The 25036-nt window shown below is 69.2% G+C and carries 28 protein-coding genes; 18 read left to right on the top strand and 10 right to left on the bottom strand.

What is annotated here, in order from left to right:
- Nucleotides 1-189: 189 nt before the first annotated feature.
- Nucleotides 190-567: a plastocyanin/azurin family copper-binding protein gene (locus MKK67_RS27850; RefSeq protein WP_243971613.1), complete on the top strand. Its 378-nt coding sequence runs from the start codon at nt 190-192 to the stop codon at nt 565-567.
- Nucleotides 568-933: 366 nt separating this feature from the next.
- Here MKK67_RS27850 and MKK67_RS27845 read toward each other — a convergent pair whose 3' ends face one another.
- Both MKK67_RS27845 and MKK67_RS27840 read right to left on the bottom strand, forming a co-directional pair.
- Nucleotides 934-2220 carry an efflux RND transporter periplasmic adaptor subunit gene (locus MKK67_RS27845; RefSeq protein ID WP_243971611.1) on the bottom strand — a complete coding sequence of 429 codons (1287 nt, stop codon included), beginning with the start codon at nt 2218-2220 and terminating at the stop codon, nt 934-936.
- Nucleotides 2221-2311: 91 nt separating this feature from the next.
- Nucleotides 2312-3016, bottom strand: coding sequence for a sulfate transporter family protein (locus MKK67_RS27840; RefSeq protein ID WP_243971609.1), 705 nt, complete (start codon nt 3014-3016; stop codon nt 2312-2314).
- Between the two features lie 127 nt (nt 3017-3143).
- On the opposite strand from MKK67_RS27840, the gene MKK67_RS27835 reads away from it, so the two are divergent.
- The 3 genes from MKK67_RS27835 to MKK67_RS27825 all read left to right on the top strand — a co-directional run bounded on the left by MKK67_RS27835 (nt 3144) and on the right by MKK67_RS27825 (nt 5645).
- Nucleotides 3144-4469 carry a flavin monoamine oxidase family protein gene (locus MKK67_RS27835; RefSeq protein WP_243971607.1) on the top strand — a complete coding sequence of 442 codons (1326 nt, stop codon included), beginning with the start codon at nt 3144-3146 and terminating at the stop codon, nt 4467-4469.
- Between the two features lie 90 nt (nt 4470-4559).
- Nucleotides 4560-5192 (top strand): cyclic nucleotide-binding domain-containing protein, encoded by a 633-nt coding sequence (locus tag MKK67_RS27830; RefSeq protein WP_243971605.1) that lies wholly within the window; start codon nt 4560-4562, stop codon nt 5190-5192.
- A 171-nt stretch (nt 5193-5363) separates the two neighbouring features.
- Nucleotides 5364-5645 carry a GIY-YIG nuclease family protein gene (locus tag MKK67_RS27825; protein WP_243971733.1) on the top strand — a complete coding sequence of 94 codons (282 nt, stop codon included), beginning with the start codon at nt 5364-5366 and terminating at the stop codon, nt 5643-5645.
- A 94-nt stretch (nt 5646-5739) separates the two neighbouring features.
- Here MKK67_RS27825 and MKK67_RS27820 read toward each other — a convergent pair whose 3' ends face one another.
- On the bottom strand, nt 5740-6738 hold the full coding sequence (locus MKK67_RS27820; RefSeq protein ID WP_243971603.1) for a 2-hydroxyacid dehydrogenase: 999 nt from the start codon (nt 6736-6738) through the stop codon (nt 5740-5742).
- A 358-nt stretch (nt 6739-7096) separates the two neighbouring features.
- Between MKK67_RS27820 and MKK67_RS27815 the strand changes: the two genes are divergently transcribed.
- Entirely contained in the window at nt 7097-7660 is a 564-nt protein-coding gene (locus tag MKK67_RS27815) for an SH3 domain-containing protein (protein WP_243971599.1), read from the top strand.
- Nucleotides 7661-8159: 499 nt separating this feature from the next.
- Here the strand turns inward: MKK67_RS27815 and irr are convergent, their stop codons facing one another.
- Nucleotides 8160-8675, bottom strand: coding sequence for a Fur family transcriptional regulator Irr (irr, locus tag MKK67_RS27810; protein ID WP_279594574.1), 516 nt, complete (start codon nt 8673-8675; stop codon nt 8160-8162).
- A 229-nt stretch (nt 8676-8904) separates the two neighbouring features.
- Between irr and fabA the strand changes: the two genes are divergently transcribed.
- The 5 genes from fabA (at nt 8905) to MKK67_RS27790 (ending at nt 12424) form a co-directional block, all read left to right on the top strand.
- On the top strand, nt 8905-9441 hold the full coding sequence (fabA, locus tag MKK67_RS27805) for a 3-hydroxyacyl-[acyl-carrier-protein] dehydratase FabA (RefSeq protein WP_243971597.1): 537 nt from the start codon (nt 8905-8907) through the stop codon (nt 9439-9441).
- A 143-nt stretch (nt 9442-9584) separates the two neighbouring features.
- On the top strand, nt 9585-10811 hold the full coding sequence (gene fabB, locus MKK67_RS27800) for a beta-ketoacyl-ACP synthase I (protein ID WP_243971595.1): 1227 nt from the start codon (nt 9585-9587) through the stop codon (nt 10809-10811).
- A gap of 59 nt (nt 10812-10870) precedes the next feature.
- Entirely contained in the window at nt 10871-10993 is a 123-nt protein-coding gene (locus MKK67_RS32720) for a hypothetical protein (protein ID WP_279601862.1), read from the top strand.
- Nucleotides 10994-11182: 189 nt separating this feature from the next.
- The gene (gene fabI, locus MKK67_RS27795) at nt 11183-12013 is read left to right on the top strand and encodes an enoyl-ACP reductase FabI (protein WP_243971593.1); all 831 of its coding nucleotides are present in this window, start codon (nt 11183-11185) and stop codon (nt 12011-12013) included.
- Between the two features lie 162 nt (nt 12014-12175).
- The gene (locus MKK67_RS27790; protein ID WP_243971591.1) at nt 12176-12424 is read left to right on the top strand and encodes a flagellar protein; all 249 of its coding nucleotides are present in this window, start codon (nt 12176-12178) and stop codon (nt 12422-12424) included.
- 11 nt (nt 12425-12435) lie between these two features.
- On the opposite strand, the gene MKK67_RS27785 is transcribed toward MKK67_RS27790, so the two are convergent.
- The 4 genes from MKK67_RS27785 to MKK67_RS27770 form a co-directional block, all read right to left on the bottom strand.
- Complete coding sequence (locus tag MKK67_RS27785) at nt 12436-13152, bottom strand: YoaK family protein (protein WP_243971589.1); 717 nt, start codon at nt 13150-13152, stop codon at nt 12436-12438.
- A 228-nt stretch (nt 13153-13380) separates the two neighbouring features.
- Nucleotides 13381-13767, bottom strand: coding sequence for a hypothetical protein (locus MKK67_RS27780; protein WP_243971587.1), 387 nt, complete (start codon nt 13765-13767; stop codon nt 13381-13383).
- Between the two features lie 107 nt (nt 13768-13874).
- Nucleotides 13875-14108: a hypothetical protein gene (locus MKK67_RS27775; RefSeq protein ID WP_243971586.1), complete on the bottom strand. Its 234-nt coding sequence runs from the start codon at nt 14106-14108 to the stop codon at nt 13875-13877.
- A 149-nt stretch (nt 14109-14257) separates the two neighbouring features.
- Nucleotides 14258-14890, bottom strand: a complete 633-nt coding sequence (locus tag MKK67_RS27770; protein ID WP_243971584.1) for a carboxymuconolactone decarboxylase family protein — start codon at nt 14888-14890, stop codon at nt 14258-14260.
- 175 nt (nt 14891-15065) lie between these two features.
- On the opposite strand from MKK67_RS27770, the gene hrpB reads away from it, so the two are divergent.
- The 8 genes from hrpB to MKK67_RS27730 all read left to right on the top strand — a co-directional run bounded on the left by hrpB (nt 15066) and on the right by MKK67_RS27730 (nt 23030).
- Nucleotides 15066-17519, top strand: a complete 2454-nt coding sequence (gene hrpB, locus MKK67_RS27765) for an ATP-dependent helicase HrpB (RefSeq protein ID WP_243971582.1) — start codon at nt 15066-15068, stop codon at nt 17517-17519.
- Nucleotides 17520-17564: 45 nt separating this feature from the next.
- Nucleotides 17565-17990, top strand: a complete 426-nt coding sequence (locus MKK67_RS27760; RefSeq protein ID WP_243971580.1) for a PaaI family thioesterase — start codon at nt 17565-17567, stop codon at nt 17988-17990.
- 79 nt (nt 17991-18069) lie between these two features.
- Nucleotides 18070-19281: an SMP-30/gluconolactonase/LRE family protein gene (locus tag MKK67_RS27755; RefSeq protein WP_243971578.1), complete on the top strand. Its 1212-nt coding sequence runs from the start codon at nt 18070-18072 to the stop codon at nt 19279-19281.
- Nucleotides 19282-19504: 223 nt separating this feature from the next.
- Nucleotides 19505-19789, top strand: a complete 285-nt coding sequence (locus tag MKK67_RS27750) for a hypothetical protein (RefSeq protein ID WP_243971576.1) — start codon at nt 19505-19507, stop codon at nt 19787-19789.
- A gap of 380 nt (nt 19790-20169) precedes the next feature.
- Nucleotides 20170-20754 carry a DUF1285 domain-containing protein gene (locus MKK67_RS27745; protein ID WP_243971574.1) on the top strand — a complete coding sequence of 195 codons (585 nt, stop codon included), beginning with the start codon at nt 20170-20172 and terminating at the stop codon, nt 20752-20754.
- Nucleotides 20751-21398, top strand: a complete 648-nt coding sequence (locus MKK67_RS27740) for a CoA pyrophosphatase (protein ID WP_243971572.1) — start codon at nt 20751-20753, stop codon at nt 21396-21398. Before MKK67_RS27745 ends, MKK67_RS27740 begins: the two co-directional genes overlap by 4 nt.
- 127 nt (nt 21399-21525) lie before the next feature.
- Nucleotides 21526-21783, top strand: a complete 258-nt coding sequence (locus tag MKK67_RS27735; protein ID WP_243971570.1) for a DUF6111 family protein — start codon at nt 21526-21528, stop codon at nt 21781-21783.
- Nucleotides 21780-23030, top strand: coding sequence for a CCA tRNA nucleotidyltransferase (locus MKK67_RS27730; protein WP_243971568.1), 1251 nt, complete (start codon nt 21780-21782; stop codon nt 23028-23030). Before MKK67_RS27735 ends, MKK67_RS27730 begins: the two co-directional genes overlap by 4 nt.
- On the opposite strand, the gene MKK67_RS27725 is transcribed toward MKK67_RS27730, so the two are convergent.
- Both MKK67_RS27725 and atpD read right to left on the bottom strand, forming a co-directional pair.
- Nucleotides 23027-23428: a F0F1 ATP synthase subunit epsilon gene (locus MKK67_RS27725; RefSeq protein WP_243971566.1), complete on the bottom strand. Its 402-nt coding sequence runs from the start codon at nt 23426-23428 to the stop codon at nt 23027-23029. The two genes, MKK67_RS27730 and MKK67_RS27725, sit on opposite strands and share 4 nt — an antisense overlap.
- Nucleotides 23429-23549: 121 nt before the next feature.
- Nucleotides 23550-25007, bottom strand: a complete 1458-nt coding sequence (gene atpD, locus MKK67_RS27720; protein WP_243971563.1) for a F0F1 ATP synthase subunit beta — start codon at nt 25005-25007, stop codon at nt 23550-23552.
- Nucleotides 25008-25036 lie beyond the last annotated feature (29 nt).

Raw genomic sequence — 25036 nt, 5'->3', positions numbered from 1 at the left:
GGCCGATCCTGCGCTCGACTCTTCGATAAGCGTTTTCGCGGCTCAATCACCTCGGAAACAGCCGGATGAGCTGGAACGCGGGGCATCGCGAAAATGATTTCTCAATAAACGTTCCTCTAGACTACCTGGGCTCGAACGCTTGCCGCTGCTGCGGATACCGGTTCGGCGCTGGCGAATTCGAGGAACAGCATGGCCCCCGCAGCGCCGAGTTTACCCGCATCACTTCGCTGGAAGCCGGTTCTCCCGGCAGCGCTCGCATTGGCCCTCGGGATGATCTGCGGATTGGTCCTGGTCGGCAATCTCGAGGCCTCCGGGCTGCTGGTGTCGCAGAAGGGCCGGGCGTTCCAGCCGGGCAACATCGCCTTGAGCCGGGGCGAGACGGTGATGTTCGTCAACGACGACAGCGACCTGCTGCATCACGTGTTCGTCGAATCCGACACGTTCAGCTTTGATTCCGGCGACCAGGAGCCAGGCAGCCGCACGCCGGTCACCTTCACCGAGCGCGGGACGTTTCAGGTCCTCTGCGGTATTCATCCGAAGATGAAGCTGGTGGTGCGGGTGAATTGAGACGCGTTTGTTGGGGACGCGGTCCGCAATTGAGCCTCCACCGTCATTGCGAGCGCAGCGAAGCAACCCAGGGCAGCGCGCGCTATCCGAATGTAGCGTTTCCCTGGGTTGCTTCGCTGCGCTCGCAATGACGGTGCGCGGTGCTGCAAGCTCAAGAACGATCCCACACTCGCCCTCATCCTGAGGTGGCGCAGCGGAGCGGAGCCCTCGAAGGAGGCCTCCAGGGATCGCAAAGGCTTCTGGAGGGCTCCTTCGAGGCCCAGCGATCTTCGATCGCCGGGCACCTCAGGATGAGGGATTTGTATGGGAGAGGTGCCGAACAGGTAGCGGCGCCGGGGACATCGCAACTAAACCCATCGTCAGCCATCACCGCTCCGCAGCCCGGATCGGCTTGGCCGGCTGCGGCGGCGTCACGCGCTCGATCGTCTGACCGTCGCGCAGCTCGGGCGGAGGGCTGAAGACGATGTGGCTGTCGGCGGCCAGACCCGATTCGAGTTCGAGCACCCGCCCGAGATCGCGCCGCACCCGGATCGTCCGCCACGTGACCTTGTCGTCGTCGCCGACTTCGGCGACCTGAAGGCCGTTGCGGTTGAACACCGTCGCCTCCGCGGGGACCGAGACGCTTTCCTCGGTGCGCGGAATCTTCAGCGTGACGGTTGCGTAGAGGCCCGCCCGCAGGACCCGGTCAGGGTTCGGCACGTCGACCTGGGTCGTCAAGGTGCGCGAGGCGGCGTTCAGCGCCACCGAACTGCGCTCGACGAAGCCGCCGAAGCGGCGTCCCGGGATCTGCGGCACGCTGATCTCGGCCTGGACGCCCGGCTTGACCCCGATGGCATCGTTCTGGGGCACGTTCACGGCGATGCGCAGAAGGCTGTCCTGGTCCATGCTGAGCAGCGGCGTGCCGCCGTTGTCGGCTTTGACCAGATCACCGACATCGACGTTGCGGGTCGTCACCACGCCATCGAAGGGCGCGACCACCCGCTCGAACGCGGTCAGCGCCTTCAGGCGCTCGACCGCCGCCTCCTGCGACGTGATGTTGGCGGTAGCCACCTTCACCCCCGCCTCGGCGGCCGCGAGGGCCGCGGCCTGCGAGAGCACGCTCGCCTGCGAGGTGTCGGCGTTCTGGCGCGAGGCCCAGCCCTGGACGGCCAGGGTCGCGGTGCGGTTGTTGGTCAGGTTGGCGAGGTTGACGTTGGCGCGGGCCTGCTCGACCTGCGCCTGAGCCTGCAGCAGCTGCGCCTTCAGCTGGCCGACCTGCGCTTGAGCCTGCGCGAGCTGCTGGTCGAGATCCGGGGCCGCGATGCGCAGGAGCAGGTCGCCGGCCTTGACCCGGGATCCGATATCGACCCGCCGCTCGGCGATGTAACCGGTGGCGCGGGCCGCGATGGACGCGGTGGTGAAGGGCTGCGTCTCGCCCGGAAGCGTCAGATCGAGGGGGCCGTCCGCCCGCTCCGCAACCACGGTGCGCACCTGGGGCACCAGGGTCTTGATCCGCTCCAGCGTCGCGGTCGCCTCGACGTCCCGCTGCCAGTGGTTGTAGGCGCCGTAGCCGAGCAAGCCGAGCGCGATCAGCCCCACCAGGAGAAACGGGCCCTTGCCCGGGGGCGGGGGGATGTCCTTGGGGCCACCCTGCGCCGCGTCGTGCGCCTTCATCGTTCGGCTCTCCGCCCCGGAGCGCCGCCGGGTTCTCGCCACGGTAGCGGCCGAAGCCCCCGCCGACCAGAGCGAGGCTTCGACGCATCCCCTATCGCGGGACCGGCGCCGCCAGTTGCCGGCGCCCGCTTAGGCGCTTGTGCAGGTGGACCATCAGGGCGATCCCGAACAGCGGCGTCAGCAGGTTGAGGATCGGTATGACCATCATGGCCGACATCAGGCAGCCGGCGCTGAGCGTGCGCACCGCGAAGGTCTTTCGCATCTCGGCGGCCTCGGGAAGCGGCCGGAACCGGGCCGCCGCCATCTCAAAATATTCCCGCGCCAGCAGGTAGGCGTTGGCGCCGAAGAACGCCGCGATCCCGATCACCGGCACGAAGAAGATCACCAGCGCCGCCAGGTTGACCAGCAGCGTCACACCCGCGAAGCGCACGGCGTAGAACATCGCGGTGCCGAGCGGCATCGGCCGGCCGGGGGGATCGTCGGGAAAGTCCGTGCGCTCCACGATCGCGGCGGCATCGTCGAGGAAAAAGCCCGCCACCAGGATCGAGATCGCCGGCATGAGATAGGCCAGAACCACGAACAGGCCGAACCCGGCAAGGTAGTAGGCGAGGCTGTCGAGGATCGGGTATTGGGCTGAGATGTGGTGGCTCGCCTGAAACGCCTGGACCAGGCGGGTCAGGCCGAGCCACAGCAGGACCAGCAGCCCGAGCGTCAGGCCGAGGGACTTCCACAGGATCGCCCGCAGGGGCGGGGAGAAGGTCTGGCGCAAAGCCGCCGCGGCGGACTCGACGATCATCGGGCGGGGTTTCCGGCTAGCGCTGGAGGCGGCGCGGCAGCGTTGTGAAGGGGTGCGGCCACCGGCGCAAGGCCGGGCGCCGCCGCATCGGAGCGAGCGGACAGGAGCGCGCGTGCAGGACGCCAGGATGACGGCCTCGACCTCTGGGACATCCGCGGAGCCGGCGCGCGCGCCCGACTACCGGCCGCGCCTGGCACCGCTGCCCGCGGATCCGGAGGTGCTGGTGATCGGCGCCGGCGCCGCCGGGATCGGGGCGGCCCGGACCCTGGTGGAGCGGGGCGTCCGTGTGGCCGTGCTGGAGGCCCGCGACCGGATCGGCGGCCGGGCCTTCACGGTCTCGATCCGCGGCCACGCCCTCGACCTCGGGGCGCACTGGCTCCATGCCGGGCCGATCAACCCGCTGGTGGCCTTGGGCCGGTCGCGGGGGGAGCGCCTGAAGCTGGCCCCCCAGGAGAGCCATGTCTGGGTCGACCGACGCCGGGGCCGGCCAGACGAGATCCGGGCCAATGCCCGGGCCTTCGACCGGGCCGACCAGGCCATGACCCGCGGCGCCGCGCAGCCGGGGCCCGACCGGCCGGCCGGGACCGCCCTGCCGCCGGGCCTCGGACCCTGGGGCTCTCGGGTGGCGCAGGTCCACGGCCTGGTCTCGGGCCGGCCGCTCGGCGAGGTGTCGCTGCACGACTTCCCGAGCCTCGAATACAGCGAGAACTTTTTTCTGGCCGGCGGCTACGGCAGCTACCTCGCTCGGCTGGCCAACGACCTGCCGATCGCGCTCGCGAGCCCGGTGACGCGCATCGACTGGTCGGACAAGCGCGTGCGCCTGGAGACGGCCGATGGCACGGAGTATCGCGCCCGGGCGGTGATCGTGACCGTGCCGGTCATGGTGCTGCGCGACGGGCCCGCCTTCTCGCCGCCGCTGCCGAACGCGGTCCGCGCCGCGATCGACGGCTTTTCCACCGGCCTCTACGAGCACGCGGTGCTGCACTGGCCGTCGAGCCCGTTCCGGGGCCGCGACAGGCTGGCGGCGATCCACGGCACCCGGCCCTCGCCGGCGGGCCTGCTCACCCGGATCGACGGCACACCGTTCCATTATTACGAGCTCGACGTGCACGAGGCCCGAGCGCTCGACGCCGCCGGATCCGGGGCCGATGGGGTGCGCCGTCATGTCCGGGCGGTCCTGGCCGAGCAGTTCGGCCGGGCGCGGCTGCGCGACCTGACCATCCCGGCGGTGAGCACGTGGCGGCATGATCCGTGGTCCCGCGGCTCCTGGGCGGTGGTGCCCCCCGGCCACGCGCCGGCCCGGGAGTTCCTGCACGCGCCGCTCGCCGACACGGTCTGGTTCGCCGGGGAGGCGCTGTCGCGGCTGCAATGGGGCACGGTCGGGGGCGCCTACGAGGAAGGCACCCGCGCCGCCGCGGCGGCCGCCGAGCGTATCCGCGCGGGCACAGCCTGAGGCGCAGACGCCCGGCTCGGGCCCGCGCGTCTTGCCGGAGCGAAGCGGGACAGGCATCCCGCTGGGGCTGGCGGGATGGTGGAGGCGCGCGTGGATTGGATCGAGGCGATCGGCTATCTCGGCACCGCGCTGACCATCTCGGCCTCGGCCATGAGCACCATGATCCCGCTGCGGATCATCTCGCTCTGCGCCAGCTGCGCCGTGATCACCTACGGGGTGCTCATCGGCAGCATGCCGGTGGTGCTCACCGAGGCGATCCAGATCCCGTTCAACGCCTACCGGCTCTGGCAGATGATGCGCCTCGTGCGCGATGTCGAGACCGCGGCCGACGGCACCCTGTCCCTGGAATGGCTGCGGCCGTTCGGGTCACAGCGCCCGTTCGGGATCGGCGAGGTGGTGTTCCGCAAGGGCGAGCCGGCCGGCGAGATGTACTACGTCGAGAGCGGCGCCTTCCGGATCCCGGAGGTCGGGATCGAGGTGCGCAAGGGCGGCATCGTCGGCGAGCTCGGCCTGCTCGCGCCGGGCAACACCCGGACCGCCTCGCTGATCTGCATCGAGGCCGGCAACGCGCTCTGCATCTCGTATTCCGACGTGAAGCAGCTCTATTACCAAAACCCGGAATTCGGGTTCTATTTCCTCAAGCTGACCAGCGAGCGGCTGTTCCAGAGCGTGAGCCGCGAGACGCCCCCAGCCACCTTGGCGGCGGAAGGCGACTTGCTATGATTCACCGCTCGAATCGCTTCAACCGCGAACACCGCACCTTGTCTTTCCGGGGCTCGCCGAAGGCGAGAACCCGGAACCCATAACCGCCGAGGATGCCGAAAATAGGCGCTGTCGGCTTCGGTTTGGAAATGAAGCCGGTCGGGCAAATCCACTGCGGCTTACTGGGTCTACCTGCTCGCCAGCCGAAAGCACGGCACCCTCTACGTCGGCGTCACCAACAATCTCGCCCGCCGCGTCCACGAGCATCGGATCGCAGCAAGCCCGGGCTTCACGGCGACCTACGGTGTGACGCGGCTGGTCTGGTATGAATCCTACGATGACATCGCGGAGGCGATCGACCGGGAGAAGGCGCTCAAGAAATGGCGCCGCGACTGGAAGATCCGATTGATCGAGGATTTCAACCCGGACTGGACGGACCTCTACCCGACCTTGAGCGGCTGGACCGGATCGTAGAGCGTTGCGCTCATCCGGCAGCATCGGCGTTTATGGGTTCCGGGTTCCGCTGCGCGGCCCCGGAAAGACAAGGGTGGTGTTTCCGAGACCGTTCTCAGAGCATGCTCGGCAGGATCCGGTCCGGCGGGCGGTGGCCGTCCATGAAGGTCTTGATGTTGATGATGACCTTCTCGCCCATGTCGGTGCGGCTCTCGTAGGTCGCCGAGCCCATATGGGGCAGCAGCACGACCTTGCCCTGGCGGGCGAGCTTCACCAAGCGCGGGCTCACCGCCGGCTCCTGCTCGAACACGTCGAGGCCGGCCGCCGAGACGTCGCCGGCCTCGATCAGCCGGGCGAGCGCGTTCTCGTCGATCACCTCGCCGCGGGCGGTGTTGACCACGATCGCCTCGGGCTTCAGCAGCTTGAGCCGCCGGGCCGAGAGCAGATGGTAGGTCGCCGGCGTATGCGGGCAGTTCACCGACACGATGTCGACCCGGGCCAGCATCTGGTCGAGGGATTCCCAGTAGGTCGCGTCGAGCGCGCCTTCGATCGCGGCCGGCACCCGGCGGCGGTTGTGGTAATGGACCTGCAGGCCGAAGGCTCGGGCGCGCTTGGCGAGCGCCTGGCCGATCCGGCCCATGCCGACGATGCCGAGGCGCTTGCCGGTGATGCGCCGGCCGAGCATCCAGGTCGGCGACCAGCCCGTGGTCCAGTCGTCGTCCGGGATGATCCGCGCGCCCTCGGTGACCCGGCGGGCCACGGCGAGGATCAGCGCCATGGTCATGTCGGCGGTGTCCTCGGTCAGGACGCCGGGGGTGTTGGTGACCGTGATGCCGCGCTCCAGGGCGGCGGCCACGTCGATGTGATCGACGCCGTTGCCGAAATTGGCGATCAGCCGCAGGTTCGGGCCGGCCTGGGCGAGCAGCCCGGCATCGATCTCGTCGGTGACGGTGGGGACCAGCACGTCGGCCTCGCGCAGGGCCGCCGCCAGGGCGTCCGCCGGCATCGCGGCATCGTCGGAACTGAGGCGCACGTCGAACAGCTCGCGCATCCGCGTCTCGACGGCATCCGGCAGGCGCCGCGTCACGACCACCAGCGGCTTGCGCTTCGACACGTCTCTCTCCCCGTCAGCCTCGCGGCCGTGTTGGCGATCCCTGCCCGGTGGACCGGATCCGGACCACCGTCAGCAAGCGTCCGTTAACCGAACTCGGCCAGACAGGTCGGGTGCGAGGCACCTGTCCCGGAGCCTGTTCCGACCCATCGGCCTCTCTACCAGAGGTGGGCCGGAACACAATCGGATGCCGGCGGGATCCGCGCATCGAAGGACCGCGCTATCACCTCCCAGGCCCTTCGGGCTGGCCCCGTTCGGGGCTTTCCGGTTCCCGGGACGGGGGAAACAGGATCAATCGCCCGAGCGGATCGGCCCCAGGCGGTTCCGCGCGGCACCGCGACGTCGGGAAATGGAGAAGACCATGCGCGCGTCACGCCTGAGCTTCGCCGTCGCGGCGCTGGTGCTGGCCGGCCTCGCCCCCGCGGCTGCGGCCCCGCCGCCCACGATACCCGAGACCGGCATCGGCCCCGTCACCAAGCTGCCGTTGCCCCGCTACGCCAGCCTGAAGACCGACCGCGTCAACCTGCGGGAGGGGCCCTCCAAGGATCACCGCACTCTCTGGGTGTTCCAGCGGGCCGGCCTGCCGGTGGAGATCGTCGGCGAGTTCGAGACCTGGCGGCGGATCCGCGATTCGGAGGGCACCGAGGGTTGGGTATTGCACTCGCTCCTGTCGGGCCGCCGCACCGCGATCGTCAATGCAGGCCCGGACAAGGGCGCCGAGAAGGCCGCGATCCCACTGCGCGCCAAGGCCGACGAGGGCGCCGCGGACGAAGCGCGGCTCCAGACCGGCGTGATCGGCAGCGTAAAGACTTGCAGCTCAGGCTGGTGCCGGCTGATCGTGACTCTGCCGAACCGGCGGGACGTGGACGGCTACATCCGCCAGAACCGCCTCTGGGGCGTGTATCCGAACGAGGTGGTGGAATAGCTTTTTTGGGGTTGAGAAGACCCAGCGTCTCCAACCCCCTCCCTCATCCTGAAGTGGCGGCGCGTCGCGTCACCCAGGAAGGAGCTCTCCAGAACCCGCTCGATCCCTGGAACCCTCCTTCGGGGCCTCCGCTGCGCTCCGTCGCCTCAGGATGAGGGGGAGGGGTGGCGTGTCGGTAATTGGAAGGGCTCGCTGCGGTTCGGTTGAGGACCGGCAAGCGCTCGCCTTCGCGAAGCGGGGCGCAGGCCTCGTCCCGCGCACGCGCCGCGATGCCCACACCCCGCACATGCAGCTCGTGACGTGCCCCCTCTCCCGTGCGGGAGAGGGTTGGCGTGAGGGGACAGGTCTCTCCGGAAAGGTCCCATCCCTCACCCTGTCCCTCTCCCGCTCGGGAGAGGGGACCGGCGATTTATCCAGAAACGACCGACGCGCAACAAAAAAGCCGCCCGAAACCGGGCGGCTCAACGTCAGCGCAAGCAGCCGAAACCGCCCGAAGCACTCAGCTCTGGCGGCGCGTCGCCGGACGGGCGCGGCGGAGGCGGACGATCACCTCAACGCCGGCGATCTCCATGCCCTCGGGGGCCTCCGGCAGGGAGTCGACCGTGATGCCGCAATCCGGCATGTCGATCACCTGGTTCTCGTCCTCGAGGTAGAAGTGGTGGTGCTCGCTCGGGTTCGTGTCGAAATAGGCCTTCGACCCATCCAGCGCGAGTTGGCGCAGGAGCCCGGCCTCGGTGAACTGGTGGAGGGTGTTGTAGACGGTGGCCAGCGAGACCGGCACCTTGGCGCGCATCGCCTCGTCGTAGAGCATCTCGGCGGTCAGGTGGCGGTCGCCGCGGCCGAACAGGAGCCAGCCCAGGGACAGGCGCTGACGGGTCGGCCGCAGACCGGCCCGGCGCAAACGGTCGCGCAGATCGGACAGCGGACAGCCGCGACGCGGCATGCCGTTGGCTTCCAGCTGGGGGGCGGGCACCCGGCCGTTGAGGATCGCCTGAAGGGGCAGCAGTTCGGACATTTCGGGACTGAACGCTCGACGAGGACCCTGTAGGAATGGGATTCGTCATACTATACGGAAGTGGACATGCGGTCGCAACCCGAGCCGCATCGGGGCCGGTGCGAAGGCGGGGATGGCTTTGACGGTTCGGCGCCCCGTGCTAACCCGCGCGCCGAACGACGGGGCGCCTCTCGCGTATCGCGTGCCCGCCCGCCGAAGATTTTAGAATCCAGAGGAAACAGCCTCCTTCATGTCGCAAGACGCCGAGACGCCAGCACAGGCCGCGAGCCGCAAGTCGCACTATTCCTACCAGGATCTACTGGCCTGCGGGCGCGGCGAGCTTTTCGGCGCCGGGAATGCGCAGCTTCCGCTGCCGCCGATGCTGATGTTCGACCGGATCACCAGCATCGGCCAGGAGGGCGGTGCCCACGGCAAGGGCCATGTGACCGCCGAGCTCGATATCCGCCCCGACCTGTGGTTCTTCCCCTGCCACTTCCAGGGCGACCCGGTGATGCCGGGCTGCCTGGGCCTCGACGCCCTGTGGCAGATGCTCGGCTTCCATCTCGGCTGGCTCGGCGCGCCGGGCCGCGGCCGGGCGCTGGGCGTTGGCGAGGTGAAGCTCGCCGGCCAGGTCCTGCCGACCATGAAGCGGGTCGTCTACAACGTGGACGTGAAGCGCGTCCGCCAGGGCAAGCTCGTGCTGGGCATCGGCGACGGCTGGCTTGAGGCGGATGGTGAGCGCGTCTACCAGGTCCAGGATATGCGGGTCGGCCTGTTCCAGAGCTGACCGGGCCGCGTCTTCGAGGGCATGTTTCGCACCTGGTCGGCAACGCCGGACGCCCTCGGCAGTTGAGATTGTACCCGCGTCACCTTAGCTGACCGGGACGCGGCACGGGCGACCGACGCCGCGACGGAGGAATCGTCACGACCATGCGCCGCGTCGTCATCACCGGGATGGGCATCGTCTCGTCCATCGGCAACACCACGCAGGAGGTCCTGGCCTCCCTCCGCGAGGCGCGCTCAGGCATCGCGCGCGACGCGAGCTATGCCGAGCACAACTTCCGCAGCCAGGTCTCGGGTCGGCCCAGCCTCGATCCCGAGGGCGTGGTCGACCGGCGCGCCATGCGCTTCCACGGCGGCGGCTCCGCCTGGAACCACGTCGCCATGGATCAGGCGATCCGCGATTCGGGCCTTGAGCAGGCCGAGATCTCGCATGAGCGCACCGGCATCATCATGGGCTCGGGCGGTCCCTCGACCCGGGTGATCGTGGATGCCGCGGCGATCACCGCCGACAAGGGCCCGAAGCGGATCGGTCCGTTCGCGGTGCCGAAGGCGATGTCCTCGACCGCCTCGGCGACGCTGGCGACCTGGTTCAAGATCCGCGGCGTAAACTACTCGATCTCGTCGGCCTGCGCGACCTCCAACCACTGCATCGGCAACGCTGCGGAGATCATCCAGGGCGGCCGCCAGGACATCATCTTCGCCGGCGGCTGCGAGGATCTCGACTGGACGCTTTCGAACCTGTTCGACGCCATGGGCGCCATGTCATCGAAGTACAACGACACGCCGTCCCGGGCGTCGCGCGCCTACGACGCCAACCGGGACGGCTTCGTCATCGCGGGCGGCGCGGGCGTGCTGGTCCTTGAGGAGCTGGAGCACGCCAAGGCGCGCGGCGCGCGGATCTACGGCGAGGTCGCCGGCTACGGCGCCACCTCGGACGGTCACGACATGGTCGCCCCGTCGGGGGAGGGTGCGGTGCGCTGCATGCGCCAGGCCATGGAGAACCTGAAGGGCGCGCGGATCGACTACATCAACCCGCACGCCACCTCGACCCCTGTCGGCGACGACAAGGAGATCGAGGCGATCCGGGAGGTGTTCGGTCGGGGCGAGGATTGCCCGCCCATCTCGGCCACCAAGTCGCTGACCGGCCACTCGCTCGGCGCCACTGGCGTGCAGGAGGCGATCTACAGCCTGCTGATGATGCAGAACGGCTTCATCTGCGAGAGCGCCCATATCGACACGATCGATCCGGCCTTCGCCGACATGCCGATCCTGCGGGAACGCCGGGACGGCGCCAAGCTGGGCCACGTCCTGACCAACTCCTTCGGCTTCGGCGGCACCAACGCCACGCTGGTGCTGAAGCACGTGGACGCCTGACCGTCCCAATCCGGAACCACCGCGAACGGGGCGGCGTTTACCGGTCGTTGGACAAGGTGGTGACGATGGGTACGTTCCTGATCGGAGCACTGGGCGGCCTGATGATCGCGGGCTGCGCCGCGATCTACGCCAAGCAGGCGTTGATCGAGGAAGCGCGCTCGCACACGGACGGGTATTTCTAGGCCGCGCCTCCACCCTGCGATGAACGCCCCGCCCGCCGGCGGGGCTTTTTTTTGGCCCGTGCCGATGCCTGTCCGGTTTGGATCGCGCGGCAAGCCGCGTTAAGGCACCCGCGTCGCGATCTGCACGATCGCATCGCGGCCCGTCCCGGTTTCCCCTGGGCGGCGTGCTCGTACGGAATGTGAGTCGGCATGACAGGTTTGATGGCGGGCAAGCGCGGCCTGATCATGGGCGTTGCCAACGATCACTCGATCGCCTGGGGCATCGCCCGGACCCTCCACGCCCATGGCGCCCGCCTGGCCTTCACCTATCAGGGCGAGGCACTCGGAAAGCGGGTCGCCCCCCTGGCAGCGCGGCTCGAGTCCGACATCGTGCTGCCCTGCGATGTCGAGGACGTCGCCTCGGTGGACGCCACCTTCGCGGCCCTCGACGCGCGCTTCGACGGCGAACTCGACTTCGTCGTCCACGCCATCGGTTTCTCCGACAAGGCGCAGCTTAAGGGCCGCTACGTCGATGTCACCACCCGCGAGAATTTCGCGCGGACCCTGACGATCTCGTGCTTCTCGTTCACCGAGATCGCCCAGCGCGCGGCCAAGCGCATGAAGAACGGTGGCTCCCTGCTGACGCTCACCTACGGTGGTTCCACCCGGGTCATGCCGAACTACAACGTGATGGGTGTGGCCAAGGCGGCGCTGGAAGCCTCGGTGCGTTACCTGGCGAGCGATCTCGGTCCGGACGGGATCCGGGTCAACGCCCTCTCGGCCGGTCCGATGCGGACCCTGGCCGGCGCCGGCATCGCCGACGCAAGGCTGATGTTCAACCACCAGGCGGCCCACGCGCCGCTGCGCCGCACCGTCAGCCTCGACGATGTCGGCGGTTCCGCCCTCTACCTGCTGTCGCCCCTCTCCGGCGGCGTGACCGGCGAAGTCCATTTCGTGGATGCCGGCTACAACATCATCTCGATGCCGCGCCCCGACGTGCTCCAGGCCCAGGACGCGGCGGGCGTTGTTGGCGATGCCTGATGCTCCGAGCCTGACGCCTGACACGGAGAGCGACTAGGCCATCAACTTGCGGGCCTGTCTCGTCGCTTGCCCGCAGAATCCACGCGTTGCCTCGCATTTTACGGAACCGCGAAACCGTTGCCTCGGCTCTCCCTGTCACAATCCCCGCCGGGAGACCCTGTAATGATCGACGCGCTTCAGACGGCCACCGCCGGTATGACCCGGGCGACCGACCGGCTCGGGACGGCAGCGCAGAAAGTTGCGTCTATCGGCACCCCGGCCGGGGATGCGGCCCTGCCGCCCGCCGCGCAGGTCGATCTGTCCAGCACCGTCGCCGACCTGATCGAGTCGCGGACATCCTTCGCGCTGAATGCCGCCGTGGCGCGCACCGCCGACCGCATGAGCGGCCAGCTCCTCGACATCAAGGCCTGAGCGCGGCCCCGTCACTCCGCAGGGGCCGAGCGGCGGGCGCCGAGCACCGGGGCCGCCAGCAGCGCCAGGATCGCGGCGGCGGCGAACAGCAGCCCCACGCCGACCGTGCGATAGGCCAGCACGCCCACGAGGCCGCCGCCGAGGAACGCACCCACCGTCATCAGGTGAAGCCGCAGCTTGTCGGGGTCGTGGCGCTTCGCTAGGGGATCGCCGGCCTTGCGGTCCAGCCAGCGCGCCAGCTCGATGCCGATATCGGTGACCATGCCGGTGACATGGGTGGTCCGAACCCGGGCATCGGTGATCTTCGTCACCACGGCGTTCTGCAGGCCCAGGACGAAGCTGAGGCCGAACACCAGGGCCTCGCCGCGGGCGGGCTCGGCCAGCGGCAGGGCGACGAGGCCGATCGCGGCGAGCAAACAGGCTTCCGCGCAGATGCTGTAGGCATAGGCATCGTGGCGCGCGTGGCGCCGCCGACGACGGATCAGCAGCGTCGAGGTCGCGGCGCCCAGCATGAACAGGACGACGAGGAGCAGCGCCTTCACGGCCAGGATCAGGTCGCCGGTCCCGGCCCGGTCGGAGATCGCCGAGACGTTGCCGGTCATGTTCGAGGCGTAGAACCCGACGGCGTAGAAGCCCGCCGTGTTCAGTGCACCGGCCACCGCCGCCAGGGACCAGGACAGGTTGAGGTCCGCCGCGAAGCTGCGCGTCTCGCCTTCATGGACAAGCATAGATTCGCCGATGCCGTTGGATCAGTGCCGACTCAGAGCCAGCAAACGTAACCGACGAAGCTGGGGTGGAGTACGCGGACAGGGCGCAGGCGTGACCTGCATTGTTTCGGCGAGCCCCACACCGACGATTCCGTCACCCAGGACGAGACGGCACCGGCAGAGCGACCCGGGCGGCCCGCTCGTCGGCCGGGATCCTCAGGATTGCCCGGTCCCGACGCGGGACCGTGTTCACCAGCCGCGGTAGCGGCGGCCGTAGCCGTAAGCGTCGTCGCAATCCGGGTCGTCGCGCCAGCGCCGGTGGCCGTAGCCGACCGGCACCCGCTCATAGGTGACCACCCGCCGCGTGGCGTAGACCGGCTCCACGTCCTCGTAGGCGCGATAGACCGGGCGCGGCCGGACCACCACGGGGGTCGGCCCGTAGCCGTCATAGGGCGAGCCGTAGGAATAGCCGTAGGCGGGGGCGGCCTGGGCTGCGGCGCCGATCAGGGCGCCGGCCGCCAGGCCGCCGATGATGCCTGCCGCGATGGCGCCACCGCCGCGGGCCTCGGCGGCGGTGGAAGCGAGGGTCCCCGCGCCGATCAGCGCGGCGGCCGAAAGCACAGCGATCCGTCTCATGTCCTGACTCCGAATGAAGCGCGGGATCACCGGGGCGATCCCGATCACGAGAGACAGAATGCCTAGGATTGCCTGCATCGAGGCTGAAGTGGATTTGCAGCTTTCGTTCAGCTTTCGGCGTTGGCCGCGGTGACCGGTGCTTCCCGGATGTAGCCGCGCGAGATCAGGCGGCTGCGCTCGCGGGTGCGCCGCTCGGCATCCATCAGGTCGGACAGGGCGTCGGCGATGGCGCAGCGGAGCGCAATGCTGGCATCGCCGCCGGCAAAACCGAGATAGGCGCGGCTGATCGCGTCGACGGGGCAGCCATGGTCCTTCTGTACGGCTAGCGCCTGGGTCAGCATCGGATTCTCCTTCGTTGCGCCCGGAACGAAGAGAGAACAAGCCAGAAGGGTTAACGTTTCGTCAACGGCCCAATGAGACCGGCCTCAAGGGGTCGTTAACCCTGTGGATAAAGGGGATCCGGCTGCCTGCAGGCTGTGGATAGCGCTGCTCACTCCGGAAAGCGGGGCAGGCGCTGGCCGTCCTCGGGAATCGGATAACGCGCCGCGTTCAGCTCCATGGCGAGCAGCGTATAGTAGCCCGAGATCGCCGCAAGATCGACGATTCCGGCCTTGCCGAAACGGGCCTCGGCCTTGGCGTAGGTCGTGTCCGAGACACGTCTGGTGTCCTGCAACTCGGCTGTAAAGTCGTACACGACGGTCTCGTCCTCGCTCATGTTCGTGGGCCGGCGCCCGTCGCGGATCGCCGCGACGATCTCGGGGGCGATCCCGGCCTTCTCGGCGATCGGCGCGTGGACGTACCACTCATAATCCTGCGTCCAGCGCCGTGCGGTGAGCAGGATCACCAGTTCCGACAGGGTGGTGCCGATCTTCGGCTTGAACCGGAGGTAATCGCCCATCGACCGGGCCAGGGTCATGACCTCGGGCGAGTGCATCAGCGGCTCGAACGGGCCGAACGGGGGCTTGCCGCGGGCCTGCGTGAACGCGTCCGCCGCCTGCTTCTGCTCCGGCGTGTAATCCTGCGGCGGGATGGTCGGCAGGCGGTCCTGCGCACCGGCCGCCGCCGACAGGGCAGGGGCCAGGACGGCGAGCGCCACAGCGAGGACGGCCGGACGGAGACGCATCGTTTCACTCCCAGATTGTTGGGAGCACGTTCGCGCCGACTTGCGGTGCCTGCCAGAGCGCAACGCCCCGATCGGTATCGATCGCGCGGCGGCGTCATGCGCATCGGCCAAGTGGTCGGCCGAGCGATCGGGCAAGTGGTTGCACCGCGCGCCCCGCCGGGCCATCAGCGACGCGATGGCCGGTCCCGTTACCGCGCTGCCGATCGAGGCGGCGCTTCCCGAACTGCGCAGCGCGCTCGCCGCCCGGAACGCCGCCGTGCTGGTGGCGCCTCCCGGCGCCGGCAAGACCACGCGCGTCCCCTTGGACCTGCTCGACGCGGCCTGGCTCGCCGGGCGCAAGATCGTTTTGTTGGAGCCGCGCCGTCTCGCGGCCCGGGCCGCCGCCGCCCGGATGGCGCAGACCCTGGGTGAACCGGTCGGCGGTACGGTCGGTCTGCGGGTGCGGCTCGGCTCGAAGATTTCGGCGAAGACCCGGATCGAGGTGGTGACCGAGGGCGTGTTCACGCGCATGATCCTCGAAGACCCGGAGCTGGCGAATGTCGGCGCGGTCCTATTCGACGAATTCCACGAACGCTCCCTCGACGCCGATCTCGGCCTGGCCCTGGCGTGCGATGCCCAGAGCGGGTTGCGGGAGGATCTGCGGATCCTGGTCATGTCGGCGACCCTGGATGGCGCCCGGGTCGCGCGGTTGCTCGGCGACGCTCCGGTGGTCACCTCCGAGGGCCGGGCCTTCCCGGTGGAGACCCGCTACGCCGAGCGCGACCCGAACCGGCGGATCGAAGACTCGGTCGTCGAGGTGACGTTGCGCGCGCTCCGGGCGGATCCGGGCTCGGTGCTGGTGTTCCTGCCGGGGCAGGCGGAGATCCGCCGGACTCACGATCTTCTCGCCGAAAAAGTCGGGCCGGAGGTTCAGCTCGCACCGCTCTACGGTGCGCTCACCCCGGCCGAGCAGGATCGCGCCGTCGCGCCGGCGCCGCCTGGCACCCGCAAGGTCGTGCTGGCCACAAGCATCGCCGAGACCTCGCTGACCATCGAGGGCGTGCGGATCGTGGTCGATTCCGGCCTGGCCCGGGTGCCGGTCTACGAGCCAGGCCTCGGTCTGACCCGACTGGTCACCGCCCGGGCGTCGCGCGCCTCTGTCGACCAGCGCCGGGGCCGCGCCGGCCGGATGGAGCCGGGCCTGTGCTGGCGGCTCTGGTCGGAGGCCGGCACCAGCGCGCTCGAACCGTTCACCCGACCCGAGATCCTGTCGGCCGATCTCGCGGGCCTGCTGCTCGACTGTGCCGCCTGGGGCGTCACCGACCCGCGCACGCTCGCCTTCCTGGACCCGCCGCCCGCGGCCGCGCTCACGGAAGCCCGCGCCATGCTCGGCGCCCTCGGGGCGCTCAATTCCGACGGACGGCTCACCGAGATCGGCACAAGGCTGCGTGCCCTGCCGCTGCCGCCGCGGCTCGCCCGGATGGTAACGGTGGCGGCCGGGATCGGCCAAGCGCGGGCCGCCGCCGACCTCGCAGCGGTGCTGGTAGAGCGCGGGCTCGGCGGCGACGGCATCGACCTCGACGAGCGGGTCGAGCGCTTCCGCCGGGACCGGGGCGGCCGGGCCGCGGACATGCGTCGCCTCGCCGAGAATTGGGCGCGCATCGCCGGGGGCGCCCAACAGGACGACCGGGAGGCGGCCGGCTCGCTGCTGGCGCAGGCCTATCCGGACCGGGTCGCCCGCGCCCGGGGCCGGGAAGGCGAGTTCGTGATGGCCAGCGGCCGGGCCGGTCGCCTCGACCCGGCGAGCCCGCTCGCCCGGGAGACCTACCTGGTGATCGCCGACCTCGCGGGCGCCGCCGGCAATGCCCGCATCCTGGCCGCCGCCGCCATCGGGGCCGAGGCGATCGAGCGGCTCTTCGCCGACCGGATCGAGGCCTGCACCGAGGTGACCTTCGATCCGCAGGCCGCCGCCCTGCGCGCCCGGGCGGCCCGGCGCCTGGGTGCGGTCAATCTCGGGGAACGGCCGCTGCCGGTCCCGGCCGAGCCGGATTCCGCCGCGATCCTGGCCCGCGGCCTCGTCGGGCTCGGCCTTGATCGCCTGCCCTGGCCCCCCGGCCTGTCGCAATGGCGCGCCCGGGTGCAGTTCCTGCGCGCCGCCGAGGGCGGGGATTGGCCGGACCTGTCCGACGCCGCGCTGGCCGAGAGCGCCGAGACCTGGCTAGCGCCGGCACTCATCGGCCGCAACTCGGTGGCCGCCATCACCCCGGACGACCTCGCTGGGGCCTTGCAGAGCCTGTTGCCCTGGCAGCTTCGCGGCCGACTTGATGCGGAGGCACCGACCCATGTCGAAGTGCCGACCGGCTCGCGCATCCCGGTCGACTACACCGAGGCGGAACCGGTCCTGGCTGTCCGGGTACAGGAATTGTTCGGCCTCGACCGGCACCCGACCGCGGGCGGCCGGCCCCTCGTCTTGCACCTGTTGTCGCCGGCCCACCGTCCGATCCAGATCACCCGTGACCTGCCGGGCTTCTGGCGCGGTTCCTGGGCGGCGGTGCGGGCGGAAATGCGCGGGCGCTACCTTCGCCACCCCTGGCCGGAAGACCCGCTCGCCGAGGCGCCGACCCGCCGGGCGAAGCCGCGCGGGACGTAAGATCCGGTACCGGCCCACCCCAACGACAGGACGGATGCGACCCCCATGACGACCGATCCGAAAAACTTCGATCCCGCATCCGAGGGCTGGACGGCAGTCGAAGACCAGGGCTTCATCGCCCACGTAGGCCCGCTTCACTTTCGCGATTCCGACGGCGCCTACGCGTTCCGGGCCGAGCAGAAGCATGCCAACCTGATCGGCGTGGTCCATGGCGGCATGCTGATGAGCTTCGCCGACCGGGCGCTTGGCGAGACCGCGATGCGGGCGGCCGACGGCGCCAACTGCGTCACGATCCAGCTTGAGATGAAGTTCATCGATGTCGGCCGCCTCGGCGACTGGATCGAAGTGCATCCCCGAGTGGTCAAGCGCACCGGCTCCCTGGTGTTCATGCGCGGCGATGTCCGGGAGGGCAAGCGCCTCGTGGCCTCGGCCGACGGCGTCTGGAAGATTTTGCGACGCAAGCCCGGTTGATCCCAAGATCGTCCCCGTCATAATGCGGCGACCGCCAAGAGTTAGATCGACGATCGGTCGACACAGGGGGAGGAAAATCATGCGACAACCGCGGGATGATGCGGCGAAGACCGGGCGCACGTTGCCGTCCCGGCGGGCGATGCTTGCGGGGGCGGGCGCGGCCCTGGTGTCCGCCACGAGCGCGTTCGGCCAGCCCGAGCCGCCGAGCACCGTGACCAACCCGCCGCGCGACTTCCGCCCCGGCGCGTCGCCGACCACCTATTTCACCGATCCCGACGTCATCACGGTCGATCCGTCCTTCGAGCGCTACATCGTCCCCAACAGCGCCATCCGCCGCCTCTGGACCGGCGCGCTCTGGGCCGAAGGGCCGGCCTGGAATAGCCTCGGCCGCTTCCTGATCTGGAGCGACATCCCGAACGACCGGCAGATGCGGTGGCTGGAGGAGGACGGCCATGTCGGCATCTTCCGCAGCCACAGCAACAACTCCAACGGCAACAGCTTCGACCGTCAGGGGCGGCAGGTCTCCTGCGAGCACATCACCCGGCGAGTGGTGCGCTACGAGCTCGACGGCTCCGCCACGATCCTGGCCGACAGCTTCGACGGCAAGCCGTTCAACTCGCCCAACGACATCGAGCAGCACGCCGACGGGTCGTACTGGTTCACCGATCCGCCCTATGGTGGCCAGCTGTACGAGGGAACGCCCGACGAGGCCGGCGGCCCGTCGAACCCGCAGGGCCACCTCAACCCGCGGCTCGGCCAGCCGGCCGGTCTCCGGACGAATAAGCGCGCGCTCCCCAATTCCCTATACCGGATCGACCCGGCCGGCCGGATCGATCAGGTGCTGACCGACGCGCAGGTGCCGAACCCGAACGGCCTGTGCTTCTCGCCCGACCACAAGACGCTCTACCTGTCCTCCACCGGCAAGGGCCCGGGCGATACCGGCCCCGGCGGCAAGGGCGAGATCTACGCCTTCGATGTCGGGATCGGTGCCGCCGTATCGAACAAGCGGCTGTTCTCGGAATGCGTCGTCGACGGCGTGAAATGCGGCCCTGACGGGATGCGGACCGATGTCGACGGCAACCTCTGGGTGGCGAGCAATGCGGGCCGCGCTGTCGGCTATAACGGCGTCACGGTCTGGAATTCGCAGGGCAAGCTGCTCGGCCGGATCCGCCTGCCGGAGGTCTGCAGCAACCTCACCTTCGGCGGCCCGAAACGGAACCGCCTGTTCATGACCGCGAGCCAGTCGCTCTACGCGGTGTACGTGAACACGCAGGGGGCGGGACCGGCCTGAGCGAGGAGGGGCGAGCGAGGCAGCGCTTCGCTCGTCAAATCTCCAATCGATCCAGGATTGGAGAGGAAACGGCAATCGGCGCGCTTGCTCCTGCATCGCGCGCCGACCTGTCCAAGCGCAAAGACAGGCGCGGCCCCATTTCGAAACCGGTATCGCGCTGTTGGTCGTCCAAACCGGCCGCGCCATTCGGCTCAATGAGGGCGAGAGACGAGGAGCCCCGACGATGTTCAATACCGTCAAGCTCGCCAAGACCCTTGAGGCCGGTGGCCTCAGCCGCGATCAGGCCGATCTGATCGCCAGCGGAGTGTTCGATTCGCTCAAGGAATACTCGGGCGACATCGCGACCAAGGGCGACCTGAAAGCGCTCGAAGCGGCTATCCGGGCGGAGATCGCAACGGGTCATCTCGCTCTCGAGAAGATCGTTCACGCCCAAACAAAATGGCTCCTCAGCGCCCTGGTCGGCGCGACGGCTTTGATGACCGCGATGGCGAAATTCTTACTGCACTGATCTTGGGGTTCAGGATCGAAGCGCCTGCATGTTTTTCTTGAACGGCTATGATACGATGCGGTTATTCGGGAGGTAGGATCTGATGTCTTCCACCGTCCTATCGATGCGCGGCCTGGAGCGGGCCATCCGAAAGCAGACTGTGATGCTCATCGCAGGCCTAGTGGCTTGCGGCGTGTTGTCCCTCGTAGTGATCGCGTTGGCTTAAGGTTGGCGGGTTTCTCAGCAGCCAGAATTCTTCTGTTCCATCCGGCCAATCCATTCCCGCGCGGTCGATGCTGAACAGGCCACGGATGAGGCACCGCTCGGCGCATGCGCTGTTGGGCAAATCCGAGACGACCAACCGTGGTTGCCGGACCTCCGGGGCGCTATCTGTAACAGGTATGAGCGACGATCCCGCCCCCGACCCGACCCTGAGCCGCCTAAGCGCGGCCCTGGGTGACCTGCCCAAGCGCGGCCTGCCGCCCGTGGACAAATGGGATCCACCCTATTGCGGGATGATCGATATCCGCATCGCCGCGGACGGGACTTGGCACCACAACGGCTCCCCAATCCGCCGGGAGAAGCTGGTCAAGCTGTTCGCCACGATCCTGCGGCGCGAGCCGGACGGGCGGATCGTGCTGGTCACCCCGGTGGAGAGCGTCGGCATCACCGTGGAAGATGCCGCCTTCGTGGCCGTGGAGATGGCGGTCGACGGAACGGGGGAGGGCCGGCGGATCTCGTTCCGGACCAATGTCGACGACCTCGTCAGCGTCGATCCCGAGCATGCCCTGCGCTTCGAGCAGGGCCCGGACGGAGCACTGAAGCCCTATCTCCATGTCCGGCGCGGGCTCTGGGCGCTGGTGACCCGGGCGCTCACCTACGATCTGGTGGATCTCGCCGAGGAACGCGCGGTCGACGGGCGGCCGTGGCTCGGCCTCTGGGCCGGGGGAACCTTCCACCCAATCGCCCCGGCCGAGGCCGCGTGAGCGACACGCGCGCCGATTTCCTCGCCCGTGCCGCGTGCCACCTGTCCCCGGACCCGCCGGGCCCGGACGATCCGACCTCGAATCCCCGCGGCGACCACAGCCTCGACCCGGACGGCAGCGCCGTGATCCCGCCGCCGCCGCACCGACGGGCCGCGGTGCTGGTGCCGGTGGTGTTCCGTCCGGCCGGACCGCGCCTGGTGCTGACCCAGCGCGCGGCCAACCTGCGTGACCATTCCGGGCAGGTCGCGCTGCCCGGCGGGAAGATCGACCCGGCTGATCCGGGACCGGCCGACGCGGCCCTGCGCGAGGCCCACGAGGAAATCGGCCTGCCGCCCGATTCGGTGCGGTTGCTCGGCTATCTCGATCCCTACCTGTCCGGCACCGGGTTCCTAGTGACGCCGGTGATCGGCGTCGTCGGACCGGAGGCCACGTTCACGCCCAACCCCACCGAGGTGGCGGACGTGTTCGAGGTGCCGCTGGCGGTGCTGATGGATCGGGACCGCTACGTTTTGCATGCCCGGGTCTGGCAGGGACGGCCGCGCCGGTATTATGCGGTGACCTTCGAGGACCGGCTGATCTGGGGCGTCACCGCCGGGATCCTGAACAACCTCCGGGAGCGCCTCTACCCGGAGACGAGCGCGTGATGCGGCAAAGAGGAATCCGGTCTTTCGGACGCCTCATGCGATGACACGGTGTTGGAACGGGCTGTCGGTCACGAAAAACAGCCGCTCGCTCCAGCGCTGACCCTGCGGGATAAGGCTACACACCGTCATGCTGCGCCGCCTCATCGAAGAGTTCGGCCTCTTCCTCATCCCCTTCGCGCTGTTCATGGTCTACCTCGTGCTGGTCGGCCGCAACCCGCTGCGCCGGGTGCATTGGGATCCGCACATCGTCCGCTTGGTGCTGGCCGGCCTCGCCGTGGTGATCGGCACGCTGGTCTACGAGGGCCTGTTCTCGGAGCGCCGGGCCGGCGGCTACGTGCCGACCCACATGGAGAACGGCCGCCTGGTACCGGGCGGATTCAAGTGACGCAGACGCTCGATCACGGCGCGCTGGCGGCCCTCCTTGCCCAGCCGAGCGTGCGCCGGGCACTCGCGGCCCTGGATCGGCCAGGCGCCGAGACGCGCCTCGTCGGCGGCTGCGTGCGCGATGCGCTGCTCGGGAATCAGTCCGCCGATATCGACTTCGCGACCACGCTGCTGCCCGACGCGGTGATCGCGGCCGCCCGCACCGCACCGGGTCTCAAGGCGGTGCCTACCGGGATCGAGCACGGCACCATCACCCTGGTCACCGAGGACGGGCCGATCGAAGTCACGACCCTGCGCGAGGATGTCGAGACCGATGGCCGCCACGCGGTGGTGCGCTTCGGCAGCGACTTCGCCCGGGATGCCGAGCGGCGCGACTTCACCGTCAACGCCCTTTCCCTCGGGGCAGACGGGCGCCTGCATGATACGGTCGGGGGCTTGGCCGATCTCGAAGCGGGACGGGTCCGGTTCATCGGCGATCCGGCCACCCGCATCCGCGAGGATTCCCTACGGATCCTGCGGTTCTTCCGCTTCCATGCGCGCTTCGGCGCCGGTCAGCCGGATGCCGCGGCGCTCTCCGCCTGCGTGGCCGCCCGGGATGCCGTGGACCGGCTATCCCGCGAACGGGTCCGATCGGAGTTTTTGAAGCTCCTAGCCGCGCAAGGCGGCCTGCCGATGATCGGCACCCTGAGCGCGACGGGTCTGCTCCAGCGGATCACCGGCGGCGTCGGCGAACTCGGACGGCTGGAGCGGGCGATGGCCGCCACGCTCGCACCGGTGATGCGGCTCGCAGCGCTCTCGGTCGGCGGCCGGCACGACGCGGATCGGCTGCGGGATCGGCTGCGCCTGTCGAATCAGGAGCATGGACATCTCACCGGCTACGCGGACGCGCTGGCGGATCTCCACGGCCGAGCGGTCATTGATCGGCAAGCGGCCCGGGCGCTCGCGGCCGAGCACGGGCTTCCAATGCTGAACGAGACGCTGGCGATCCTGGCCGGCGAGCCGCGGCCCATCCTGGAAGACGAGGCCCGGCGGGCGCTTCAGGTTCTGGGCGGGGAGGGGGGGGCGCCGCGCTTTCCGCTCACGGGGGCGGATCTGGTGGCGGTGGGACTGCCGGCCGGGCCGGCCATCAGCCGGGGACTGGCTGCGGCTCGGGCGCTCTGGCTGGAACGCGGATGCCCGACCGGAGCCGATTCGCGGGCTGTGTTGCTCAAGCGCGCGCTCGAAGGCGCGCGCCAATCGCAAGATTAAAGCTTGAGGAGGGCCTTGGTCTCCTGGAGCTGGACGATCTGGCCGTTCAGCTCTTCGCGCTTCTGCAGATCCTCGGTGGCGTCGCGCTGCAGCTCGGCCGCCTCGATATCCTTGTCGAGGGAGTCGTGGGTCAGTTCCTCGATCGGCGCGGCGCGCTCGGCGAGGACAGTCACGGCGGTCGGGCCGATATCGGCGAAGCCGCCGCGGACATAGATCCGCTTTCCGCTGCCCTGGCTCTCGGTGATCACGATGACGCCGACCCGCAGCGAGGTCAGGACCGGGGCGTGGCCCGGCATCACGGTCATCTCACCCTCGGTGCCGGGCAGCTGAACGGCGGTCACCTCGCCGGAATACAGCGTCCGCTCGGGGCCGACGAAATCGAAGTGGAAGGTGGCCATCTCAGGACGATCCCGGAACCGCAACACGCTCTCCGCCCCATCGCGGGGCGAAGGTGGAGGTGGCTCGGACGGCAGCGCCGAGCCCCGACCCCTCCCCGCAAGGGGGAGGGGATGCCACGCCTTACGCGGCCTTCAGCTTCTTGGCCTTCTCCTGGGCCTGCTCGATCGTGCCGACCATGTAGAAGGCCGCCTCCGGCAGGTCGTCGTAATCGCCGTTCACCAGGCCCTTGAAGCCCTTGATGGTGTCTTCCAGCGGCACCTGCACGCCCGGCGAGCCGGTGAACACCTCGGCCACCGTGAAGGGCTGCGAGAAGAAACGCTCGATCTTGCGGGCGCGGGCGACGGTGAGCTTATCCTCCTCGGACAGCTCGTCCATGCCCAGGATCGCGATGATGTCCTGGAGCGCCTTGTAGCGCTGCAGGGTCTGCTGGACGCGGCGGGCGACGTCGTAGTGCTCCTCGCCCAGGATCGCCGGCGACAGCATGCGCGAGGTCGAGTCCAGCGGATCCACCGCCGGGTAGATGCCCTTCTCGGCGATCGAGCGCGACAGCACGGTCGTGGCGTCGAGGTGGGCGAACGAGGCGGCGGGCGCCGGGTCGGTCAGATCGTCGGCCGGCACGTAGATCGCCTGCACCGAAGTGATCGAGCCCTTGGTGGTGGTGGTGATGCGCTCCTGGAGGGCACCCATGTCGGTGGCCAGCGTCGGCTGGTAGCCCACCGCCGACGGGATGCGGCCGAGAAGCGCCGACACCTCGGAGCCCGCCTGGGTGAAGCGGAAGATGTTGTCCACGAAGAACAGCACGTCCTGGCCTTCGTCGCGGAACTGCTCCGCGATGGTCAGGCCGGTGAGCGCCACCCGCGAGCGGGCGCCCGGCGACTCGTTCATCTGGCCGTAGACCAGGGCGCACTTGGAGCCCTCAGCCGAGCCGCCATGCTCCTTCGGGTCGACGTTGACCTTGGACTCGATCATCTCGTGATAGAGATCGTTGCCTTCGCGGGTGCGCTCACCGACGCCGGCGAACACCGAGTAGCCCGAGTGAACCTTGGCGATGTTGTTGATCAGCTCCATGATCAGCACGGTCTTGCCGACGCCCGCGCCGCCGAACAGGCCGACCTTGCCGCCCTTGGAGTAGGGGGCCAGCAGGTCCACCACCTTAATGCCGGTGACGAGGATCTGCGCCTCGGTCGACTGGTCGGCGTAGGACGGAGCCGGCTGGTGGATGGCGCGGTAGGTGTCGCACACCACCGGGCCGAGTTCGTCGATCGGCTCGCCGATGACGTTCATGATGCGGCCCAGGGTGTTCATGCCCACCGGCACCTTGATCGGCTCGCCGGTATCCGTGCACTCCTGGCCGCGGGTCAGGCCCTCGGACGTGTCCATGGCGATGCAGCGGACGGTGCTCTCACCGAGCTGCTGGGCAACCTCGAGGACGAGGCGCGCGCCGTTGTTCTTGGTCTCCAGGGCGTTCAGGATCTCGGGCAGGTGCCCGTCGAACTGGACGTCGACCACGGGGCCGATGACCTGGGTGATCTTGCCGACCTTGTTGGAGCCGGCGCCGGGGAGTGCGGTGTTCGCCATCGTAAACCTACCCTTCAAGCTGTGCGTTC

The sequence above is a fragment of the Methylobacterium sp. J-072 genome (assembly GCF_022829425.1).
Taxonomy (GTDB): domain Bacteria; phylum Pseudomonadota; class Alphaproteobacteria; order Rhizobiales; family Beijerinckiaceae; genus Methylobacterium.
This window is presented reverse-complemented; position numbering and strand designations above follow the sequence as displayed.